This is a genomic window from Cytobacillus sp. EB106-05-05-XG126 (genome assembly GCF_058791715.1).
Genome location: NZ_JBYTDU010000015.1, coordinates 49,278 through 59,281 on the forward strand (window position 1 = coordinate 49,278; position 10,004 = coordinate 59,281).

11 protein-coding genes are annotated in these 10,004 nt (G+C 45.3%); all 11 read left to right on the forward strand.

Annotation, left to right across the window (positions count from 1 at the left end):
• Positions 1-48: 48 nt before the first annotated feature.
• Positions 49-915: a peptidyl-prolyl cis-trans isomerase gene (locus AC3WTL_RS22190; protein WP_248349339.1), complete on the forward strand. Its 867-nt coding sequence runs from the start codon at positions 49-51 to the stop codon at positions 913-915.
• Positions 916-1,110: 195 nt separating this feature from the next.
• A complete protein-coding gene (gene cysK, locus AC3WTL_RS22195; protein ID WP_492370054.1) occupies positions 1,111-2,040 on the forward strand; it encodes a cysteine synthase A in 930 nt (309 codons plus the stop codon).
• A gap of 112 nt (positions 2,041-2,152) precedes the next feature.
• The gene (gene pabB, locus AC3WTL_RS22200; protein ID WP_252220548.1) at positions 2,153-3,568 is read left to right on the forward strand and encodes an aminodeoxychorismate synthase, component I; all 1,416 of its coding nucleotides are present in this window, start codon (positions 2,153-2,155) and stop codon (positions 3,566-3,568) included.
• Positions 3,565-4,158 carry an aminodeoxychorismate/anthranilate synthase component II gene (gene pabA, locus AC3WTL_RS22205; RefSeq protein ID WP_048008791.1) on the forward strand — a complete coding sequence of 198 codons (594 nt, stop codon included), beginning with the start codon at positions 3,565-3,567 and terminating at the stop codon, positions 4,156-4,158. Before pabB ends, pabA begins: the two co-directional genes overlap by 4 nt.
• A gap of 3 nt (positions 4,159-4,161) precedes the next feature.
• Entirely contained in the window at positions 4,162-5,019 is an 858-nt protein-coding gene (pabC, locus tag AC3WTL_RS22210; RefSeq protein WP_492370055.1) for an aminodeoxychorismate lyase, read from the forward strand.
• An 11-nt stretch (positions 5,020-5,030) separates the two neighbouring features.
• Entirely contained in the window at positions 5,031-5,867 is an 837-nt protein-coding gene (gene folP, locus AC3WTL_RS22215; RefSeq protein ID WP_197212409.1) for a dihydropteroate synthase, read from the forward strand.
• Positions 5,860-6,222, forward strand: coding sequence for a dihydroneopterin aldolase (folB, locus tag AC3WTL_RS22220; protein ID WP_492370056.1), 363 nt, complete (start codon positions 5,860-5,862; stop codon positions 6,220-6,222). The genes folP and folB overlap by 8 nt, the downstream gene beginning before the upstream one ends.
• Positions 6,219-6,746: a 2-amino-4-hydroxy-6-hydroxymethyldihydropteridine diphosphokinase gene (folK, locus tag AC3WTL_RS22225; RefSeq protein ID WP_197212413.1), complete on the forward strand. Its 528-nt coding sequence runs from the start codon at positions 6,219-6,221 to the stop codon at positions 6,744-6,746. The genes folB and folK overlap by 4 nt, the downstream gene beginning before the upstream one ends.
• Positions 6,698-6,913 carry a helix-turn-helix domain-containing protein gene (locus tag AC3WTL_RS22230; RefSeq protein WP_048008796.1) on the forward strand — a complete coding sequence of 72 codons (216 nt, stop codon included), beginning with the start codon at positions 6,698-6,700 and terminating at the stop codon, positions 6,911-6,913. Before folK ends, AC3WTL_RS22230 begins: the two co-directional genes overlap by 49 nt.
• Positions 6,914-6,950: 37 nt before the next feature.
• Positions 6,951-7,952 (forward strand): tRNA dihydrouridine synthase DusB, encoded by a 1,002-nt coding sequence (gene dusB, locus AC3WTL_RS22235; protein ID WP_492370057.1) that lies wholly within the window; start codon positions 6,951-6,953, stop codon positions 7,950-7,952.
• 200 nt (positions 7,953-8,152) lie between these two features.
• The gene (gene lysS / locus AC3WTL_RS22240) at positions 8,153-9,652 is read left to right on the forward strand and encodes a lysine--tRNA ligase (RefSeq protein ID WP_197212430.1); all 1,500 of its coding nucleotides are present in this window, start codon (positions 8,153-8,155) and stop codon (positions 9,650-9,652) included.
• Positions 9,653-10,004 lie beyond the last annotated feature (352 nt).

Sequence of the window (10,004 nt, forward strand, 5' to 3'; positions counted from 1 at the left end):
GTGTCGAGGAGGGGATGGTGCTTGCGCTTTTCTTAGGGGGAGGAGCACTTGGAAAAGAGACAGCTTTTAATGATCATTGCCGGTTTAGTGTTACTGAATCTTATCACATTAGCCTTTTTGCTTTTTAAAGGCGATGGCAGCGGGGAAGCAGTAGCCAAAATCGGCGGAGAAAAAATCACTCGCCAGGATTGGATGAGTGAGATGGAAACGAAGTACGGAAAAAGCACCTTAAGCGAATTAATTGATCAGAAGGTCATTGAAGAAGCCGGGGAAAAATACGGGGTGAAAATCTCTGATAAGGCAGTAGACCTTGAGCTGAAAATGGTCAAGACGATGTATGGCGGCAATTTCACTGAAGAGATGAGTGAAGACAAATGGCGCAGGCAAATCAAGAACAATCTTATTCTTGAAGAGCTGCTGACGGCTGATGTCTCTGTCTCAGAAGAGGAAATGAAGAGCTATTATGAAGAAAACAGCAGCCAATTTCATATTCCTGACACCTATCACATCTCTCAAATCATTGTAAAAACAAAAGAAGAAGCAGAACAGACAGTGAAGGAGCTGGAAGAAGGCTCCAGCTTCTCTGTGCTGGCGATGGAGCGATCCATTGATGAATTCACTGCCAACCTTGGGGGAAATGCAGGGTATGTCAGTGAAGATGATGAGCACATACCGGCAGAAGTACTGGAACAGGTCAAAGACCTGAAGCCCGGCAAATGGACTAAACCGGTTAAAACAGAAGATGGCTATGCTGTTGTCATGCTTCATGAGCATTTAAAGGGAGAAAAGTATTCCTTTAAAGAGGTAAAGAACATGATTCGCCGCCAGATAGCTCTTGAGCAGATGGATGTTCCTGTCTCTGCCAAGCCATTTTGGAAAGAGACGGATGTGGAATGGTTTTACGGTGAGCAGTAAATATAAAAACACGGAGCGAATTCCGTGTTTTTTTCTGCATAAATTGAGTATCATGAATAGAGATGGGTACTTATCTATAATGACAAAAGTATGAATTTTCTTTTAAATGGCAGTCAAATTCATTGACATTCCCATTGGAAATTGGTAAATTTAGATTAAACCAATAAAAATAGTCGGAAATAAGGAGTGGGGAAAATGGTACGTGTAGCAAATTCAATTTCAGATCTTGTTGGCCATACGCCAATTGTGAAACTAAACCGTCTAGTTGATGATAATAGCGCAGATGTTTATCTAAAATTGGAGTACATGAATCCGGGGAGCAGCGTAAAAGACCGTATTGCCCTGGCAATGATTACGGCTGCAGAGAAAGATGGAAATCTTAAACCAGGTGATACCATCATTGAACCGACAAGTGGAAATACAGGAATTGGATTAGCGATGATTGCCGCAGCCAAAGGCTATAAAGCCGTTCTTGTGATGCCGGAGACAATGAGTATGGAGCGCCGCAATCTGCTGCGTGCTTACGGGGCTGACCTTGTCCTCACACCTGGACCGGAAGGAATGGGCGGTGCGATCCGCAAGGCGCAGGAGCTGGCAAAGGAACATGGCTATTTCGTTCCTCAGCAGTTCGAAAACCCTGCGAACCCTGAAGTTCACCGTTTAACAACTGGACCTGAAATTACAGAGCAAATGGGCGACCAGCTGGATGCCTTCATTTCCGGAATCGGAACAGGCGGAACCATTACAGGAGCCGGCCAGGTGCTTAAAGAAAAATATAAAAACATCAAAATTTACGCAGTGGAGCCAACTGATTCACCTGTCCTATCAGGCGGAAAGCCGGGCCCGCATAAAATCCAGGGCATTGGAGCGGGGTTTGTGCCGGATACACTGGATACAAAGATTTATGATGAAGTAATCCAGATTGCGAACGATGAGGCATTTGATTATGCCCGCCGTGCGGCCAAGGAAGAAGGTATCCTTGGAGGAATTTCCTCTGGTGCGGCGATCAGTGCGGCACTGAAGGTCGCTAAAGAGCTTGGCAAGGGCAAAAAAGTTCTGGCCATTCTCCCAAGTAACGGCGAACGTTATTTAAGTACTCCTTTATACCAATTTGAAGCTGAATAATTGATAAGACAGCGGTCTCTGATGGCCGCTGTTTTTTGTGTAATAAAAATTATGAAAGCATGCCCCGTATCATGTATGATGAAAAAAGAGAAATATATAGGGGTGACTTTTAGTGAAGCATCTTCAGATCCATGCAAAAAAAATACCATACACATATAACCGGTTTTTCCGCACATACCGCTCGCTGTCTGAGGGATTGCCGCATCATGTTTTACTTGAAAGCGGACGGGGCGGCAGGTACAGTCTTGCAGCTTTTGAGCCGGAAGCCATTTTAACAGGCAAAAATTCACAGCTTGAAATCACTGCAGACGGGGAAAAGCAGGTGCTCGAAGGCAACCCCCTTCACCTGATGCAGGAATGGCTGAATCAATATAATGCAGATAAGCTTGAAGAACTTCCTGACTTTCAGGGAGGTGCAATCGGGTTCATCAGCTATGACTACGCACGATATATCGAAAAGCTTCCAGATGAAGCCCGGGATGATCTGCAAATACCTGATATCCACTTTTTTATTTATAAAGATTGCTTTGTCTTTGATCATGAAACAGAACAGCTCTGGCTTCTATTCTTATATGAAAAAGGGGAAGAGCACTCGATCGAGGAACGGGCAGATAATTGGGAGCAGAGATGGAAGAATGAGAGTGGAGAGCCTTCTAAGAAAGCGGGATGCAGTCCGGCAGAACAAACACCCGGTGTATCCATGAACGAAGAAGAATTCCAGTCTGCTGTCCGGAGTGTTCAGGAATATATTTCACAGGGAGATGTCTTTCAGGTGAATCTCTCGGTACGACAAAGCCGCCCGATGCATATTCAGGCTATGGATGTATACGAGCAGCTGAGGGTGTTAAATCCGTCTCCATACATGGGGTATTTCCACACACCTGCATACCAGCTTGTGAGCGCATCACCGGAGCTGCTGATTAAGAAAAAAGGAAACACCGTCAGCACGCGGCCGATTGCCGGGACAAGATCCCGGGGGAAGGATCATGAGGAGGACCTCAAGCTCGCCAGTGAACTGATTGAAAATGAGAAAGAGCGTGCAGAGCACGTAATGCTGGTTGACCTGGAGAGAAATGACCTGGGCAGAGTCTGCGAATATGGGACAGTTGAAGTGGATGAGTTCATGGTCATTGAAAAATACTCACATGTGATGCATATCGTTTCCAATGTAAAAGGCGAGCTGGCAGAAGGAAAAAATGCAGTTGATATCATTGATGCTGTATTTCCCGGGGGAACGATTACGGGTGCCCCTAAGGTGCGCACCATGGAAATCATTGAAGAGCTTGAACCCGTCACAAGGGGACCATACACCGGCTCTCTTGGCTGGATCAATTTCAGCGGTGATCTTGAGCTGAATATCATCATCCGCACTATGCTCGTGAAAGATGGACAGGCCCATGTGCAGGCAGGTGCAGGCATTGTTATTGACTCCAATCCGAAAAATGAATACAAAGAGTCGCTGAAAAAGGCAATTGCTCTTTGGAAAGCAAAAGAACTCGCAGAACAGGCAAAAGGGGATCAGCTATGATTTATATGATCGATAATTACGATTCTTTTACGTATAATCTCGTACAGTATCTCGGTGAATTAGGCGAAGAGCTGGTTGTCAAAAGAAACGATGAAACATCGATTTCTGAAATAGGCAGTATGCAGCCGAAGTTCCTGATGATCTCTCCGGGGCCGTGCAGCCCGAATGAAGCAGGCATCAGCCTGAAAGCCATTGAAGCTTTTGCAGGCAAAATCCCGGTCTTTGGCGTTTGTCTTGGACATCAGTCAATTGCTCAAGTATTCGGAGGCGATGTGGTGCAGGCAGAGCGTCTGATGCATGGAAAAACCTCTGACATTTTTCATGATGGAAAGTCTATATTTAAAGACCTGCCCAACCCTTTTCCTGCTACCCGCTACCATTCGCTGATTGTCAAAAAGGAAACACTTCCTGAATGTCTTGAGGTTTCAGCATGGACAGCTGAGGGAGAGATTATGGCCATTCGCCATAAGGAATTGCCTGTAGAAGGTGTCCAATTCCACCCTGAGTCAATTATGACCACGGCCGGAAAGGAACTCCTTCAGAATTTTATTCAGCATTACAAAGCTTCACTGCAGGCAGAGGGGCTGTAAACCTTGTATATTTATATGAATGGGGAAATTGTCAGGAAAGAGGAGGCCAGGGTCTCTCCTTTTGATCATGGCTTTTTATATGGAATGGGGCTGTTTGAGACGTTCCGTGTCTATAATGGGCATCCCTTTTTATTGGACGATCATCTGGAGAGGCTGAACCGAAGCCTTAAAGCGATAAATATCGAAGCATTTTATACCAGGGAACAGGTGCTCGCAGCGCTGGATATGCTGCTCGGAAAAAACGGATTCCATAATGCCTATATCCGGATGAATGTGTCAGCGGGTAACGGGGAGATTGGCCTGCAGACAGATTCGTACAAAAACCCGAATACGATTATTTTCTGCAAACCGCTTCCGCCAAGAAGTGCAAGCGCAGAAAAGCAGGCAGTGATGCTTGAGATTCCCCGCAATACACCTGAAGGGGCCGAACGTCTGAAGTCCCACCATTATTTAAATAACATTCTGGCTAAAAAGGAAGCGGGGGACGATCCAGGCATAGAAGGGATCTTCCTGACCAGGGATGGCTACCTGGCAGAAGGAATCACTTCGAACTTATTCTGGATTCGTGATGGCCATTTATTTACCCCGTCTCTTCATACCGGCATACTAAACGGCATTACCCGGGAATTTGTAATCAGGCTTGCCGGAAAGATGGGGATGAATGTGGAGGAAGGCCTGTACAGACCAGAAGCTGTAAGAGATGCGGATGAAGTTTTTGTCACGAACTCCATCCAGGAAATTGTGCCAATCTCCTCGTTTGACGGCCATTCAATGCCAGGGTTTTCCGGGAAGAAAACATCGGAGCTCCAGATGCACTATGAAAACAACTGTGAACACTTATGGAGCAGGAATGAACTGTAGGAGGATTCAGAATGTCTAAAACAACAATTCAGTGTGGGCCATATACGCTAGATTACGGGAAGAAAACCATTGTAATGGGAATTTTAAATGCAACGCCTGACTCCTTTTCGGATGGCGGCAAATACAGTCATCAGGATTTGGCCGTCAAGCATGCTTTGGAGATGGTTGAAAACGGAGCAGATATCATCGATGTCGGCGGAGAGTCAACCCGTCCGGGATTCGATCCGGTACCTGCAGATGAAGAGCTGAGACGTGTTCTTCCTGTTATCGAGGCAATTTCAAAAGAAGTGGATGTTCCGATATCCATTGATACCTATAAAGCTGAAGTCGCCAGGCAGGCCATTGAAGCCGGGGCCCATATCATCAATGATGTATGGGGAGCCAAAGCGGATCCTGAAATGGCATCAACCGCAGCGGAAACGGGAGCGCCGATCATCTTAATGCATAACCGCAAGGATATGGAATACACATCCTTTTTCCGCGATGTTATGAATGACCTGTACGAAAGCATTGCGCTTGTAAAGTCTGCAGGTGTTAAAGACGAGAATATTATCCTTGACCCGGGCATCGGCTTTGCTAAGGACTTGAACTATAATCTCGAAATGATGAGGGATTTGGACAAGCTTGTGGCCATCGGGTATCCTGTTCTGCTTGGCACATCGAAGAAGCGGATGATCGGAACCATTCTGGACCTTCCGGTTGAGGAGCGGACAGAAGGAACGGGAGCGACGGTTTGCTACGGCATCCAAAAGGGCTGCCAGATGATCCGCATTCATGATGTAAAGGAAATGAGCCGAATGGCTAAAATGATGGACGCTTTAATGGGAAAAGGTGAATACAATGGATAAAATTTATGTGAACCGAATGGAGTTTTATGGCTTCCATGGTGTTTTTCCGGAAGAAACACGCCTTGGCCAGCGCTTTGCTGTAGACCTTACTGTCGAAGCAGACCTGAAAAAGGCGGGGGAAACCGATAATCTTGATGACTCCATCAACTATGGCGAGCTGTATGCAGTGTGCAAAGAGGTTGTGGAAGGGGAGCCCTATAAGCTGGTTGAAGCTGTAGCAGAAAAGCTGGCAGCAGAACTACTTTCCCGGTTCCCGCTTATTTTGCAGCTGACGGTCAAAGTGATCAAGCCTGATCCGCCTATTCCCGGCCACTATCAGTCGGTAGCCGTCGAGATTACGAGAGGCAGATCATGAGGAACACCGCTTTTATTGCGCTTGGCTCAAATATCGGAAGCCGGTTTGACCACTTGAAGAAAGCAGTTGAGATGATTGATCAGCTTCCGCAAACCCAAGTGGTAAATACTTCATCTGTTTATGAAACAGATCCGGTCGGTTATGAAGATCAAGAACAATTTCTGAATATGGCAATCCAAATTTCTACCGGCTTAGATCCTTTCGAATTGCTGGATGCGTGCCTTGATATCGAATTGAAACTTGGGAGAAAAAGGGAAATCCATTGGGGCCCGCGGACAATAGACCTTGACATTTTGCTGTATAGTCACGAAAATATTGAAACAGAGAAGCTAATAGTTCCTCATCCTCGGATGCATGAAAGAGCGTTTGTCCTTGTTCCTCTTTTAGAGGTTGATTCCAGCATCAGGCTTCCGAAGATGGAGCGGCCTTTAATTTCAATACTGGAAGATATACCTGACAGAGAGGGAGTACGGATATGGAAGCAGAAAAATGGGGAAGACGTATTCGCGCTTTTCGAAAGCTAAAAGGATTTACACAAGAAGGATTTGCAAGAGAGCTCGGTGTATCGGTTTCAATTTTAGGTGAAATTGAAAGAGGAAACCGCATGCCTGCACCGGCTTTAATCGAGCAGATCGCTCAGGCGCTTAAAGTGACACAGGAAGAATTGGCTCCCAGACAGGAGCAGGATTAATATATAAGTTTGAATAATTACAGAGGGAGGTGCAATTATGTTCAAAATAGGTGATATCGAGCTGAAAAACCGTGTGGTACTGGCTCCAATGGCCGGAGTATGCAATTCCGCTTTCCGTCTGACTGTGAAAGAATTCGGTGCCGGTCTTGTATGTGCTGAGATGGTCAGCGACAAAGGCATTGTCCTCCAGAACGAAAAGACGATGAACATGCTTTATATTGATGAAAGAGAACAGCCGCTAAGCCTGCAGATTTTCGGAGGCAAAAAAGAGACGCTTGTAGAAGCGGCGAAATTTGTAGATCAAAATACGAATGCGGATATCATCGACATTAACATGGGCTGCCCTGTCCCTAAAATCACCAAATGTGATGCGGGTGCCAAGTGGCTGCTTGACCCGGATAAAATTTATGAAATGGTTTCTGCTGTAACAGCCGCTGTTGAAAAGCCGGTTACCGTAAAAATGCGGATGGGCTGGGATGAAGATCACATCTACGCTGTTAAAAACGCTCAGGCGGTTGAGCGCGCTGGGGGCAAAGCTGTAGCCCTTCACGGCCGGACGCGCGTCCAGATGTATGAAGGTCAAGCGAACTGGGATATTATCCGCGAAGTAAAGCAGAACATTAACATTCCGCTAATCGGAAATGGTGATGTGGAAACACCTCAGGATGCCAAGCGCATGCTGGATGAAACAGGCTGTGACGGTGTCATGATCGGACGGGCTGCACTGGGGAACCCATGGATGATTTACCGTACAGTCAAATACCTTGAGACGGGTGAATTAATGGGCGAGCCTTCTGTACGAGAGAAGATGGATGTGTGCATCCTCCATTTGGACCGCCTGATTTCATTAAAGGGTGAACATATCGCTGTACTCGAAATGCGAAAGCATGCTGCATGGTACCTGAAAGGAATCCGCGGCAATGCGAAGGTCCGCAATGGAATCAATGAATCCAATACAAGAGAAGAATTGGCGGGCGTTCTTAACGCTCTTGTCATTGATGCAGAAGAAAAAGAAAGAAGCCAGATACAGGCTGTATAACTGCGTAAAGTTTGACAGGCTGACATTCTTTGCCTATAATACTTTTGATAAATGGAAACTGCCAGTGCATGAACTGGCAGTTTTTATTCTATTTAACTATTTAGGATGTCTGATTTGCCAGCATTGTGTAAAATAATAGAGATATACATTTTTGAAGGACCGCAGAATTGTGCGTACATAAAAAGATTTACAAAATGGAGATGATTTCAGTGAGCCAGAGTCATGAAGAATTAAATGACCAGTTGAAAGTAAGACGCGAGAAAATGAGCAGCTTGCGCGAACAGGGAATGGATCCTTTCGGGAAACGTTTCGACCGTTCACACCAAAGCAATGAATTAATTGAGCATTACGGTGAGCTTGAGAAGGAAGAAATTGAGGAAAAGGATATTTCTGTTACACTGGCAGGCCGCATTATGACAAAGCGCGGAAAAGGGAAAGCCGGATTCGCCCATGTACAGGATCTATCAGGGCAAATTCAAATCTATGTCCGCAAAGATGCTGTTGGAGAAGAAAGCTACTCCATCTTCGAAACTGCTGACCTGGGAGATATTGTCGGGATCAGCGGCAAGCTCTTTAAAACAAAAGTAGGCGAACTGTCTGTTAAAGCGGAAGAATTTGTCCTTCTGACTAAATCCCTGCGTCCGCTGCCGGATAAGTTCCACGGGCTGAAGGACGTTGAGCAGCGCTACCGTCAGCGTTACCTGGATCTCATTATGAGTGAGGAAAGCAAAAAGACTTTCGTCACGAGAAGCCGCATTATCCAATCCATGCGCCGCTACCTTGACAGCCATGGCTACCTTGAAGTTGAAACACCTATGATGCATTCCATTGCAGGGGGAGCATCTGCACGTCCATTTATCACTCATCATAATGCGCTGGATATGGAACTCTATATGCGTATCGCGATCGAGCTTCATCTGAAGCGTCTGATTGTGGGCGGCCTTGAAAAGGTATATGAAATTGGCCGGGTATTCCGTAATGAAGGTGTTTCTACACGGCACAATCCTGAATTCACTATGATTGAATTATACGAAGCATATGCTGACTATAGAGATATCATGAGCCTGACTGAAAACCTTATTGCCCATATCGCTCAAGAGGTGCTTGGAACAACTACTGTGCAATACGGCGAGTACGAAGTGGATTTAAAGCCTGAATGGAAAAGGCTTCATATGGTAGATGCCATTAAGGAATACACTGGGGTAGACTTCTGGAAAGAAACAAGTAAGGAAGAAGCCCAGCAGCTTGCGAAGGAGCATGGTGTTGAAATCAAAGACAATATGGAATATGGTCATATTGTTAATGAATTCTTCGAGCAGAAGGTTGAAGAGAAATTGATTCAGCCGACATTCATCTTTGGACATCCTGTTGAAATCTCGCCGCTTGCGAAGAAAAATGACGAAGACCCGCGCTTTACTGATCGTTTTGAATTATTTATTGTAGCCCGTGAACATGCAAATGCCTTCACTGAGCTGAATGATCCAATTGATCAGCGCGAACGCTTTGAAGCACAGCTGAAAGAACGTGAAGAGGGCAATGATGAAGCTCATATGATGGATGATGATTTTATTGAAGCTCTTGAATACGGCATGCCGCCAACAGGCGGACTGGGCATCGGAATCGATCGGGTTGTCATGCTGCTGACAAATTCACCTTCTATTAGAGATGTACTGTTATTCCCGTTAATGCGTCACCGTTAAAATATTATAAAACAAGGCAGAGTACAATGCGTGCTCTGTCTTTTTTCTTTTATAGAAGGAATACAAAAAAATGCGATTTCCGGGGCAGAATAATGGGAATATTTTTTCTTTCTTTTTTACGTATAAAAAAGATAAAAACATATTGCATGTTGTCCTGTGAGGTGATATATTTATATTCGTTGCTGCAAGACAGCGACTTACAAAAAAAGATTTTAAAAAAAGTTATTGACTCAGATGATTGAATCTGATAAGATAATAAAGTCGCCCTTGAGCGACGGATTGATCTTTGAAAACTGAACGAACAATACGTCAACGTTTAAATCATTAGTCTTTTTCGAAAAGACAAACGAGC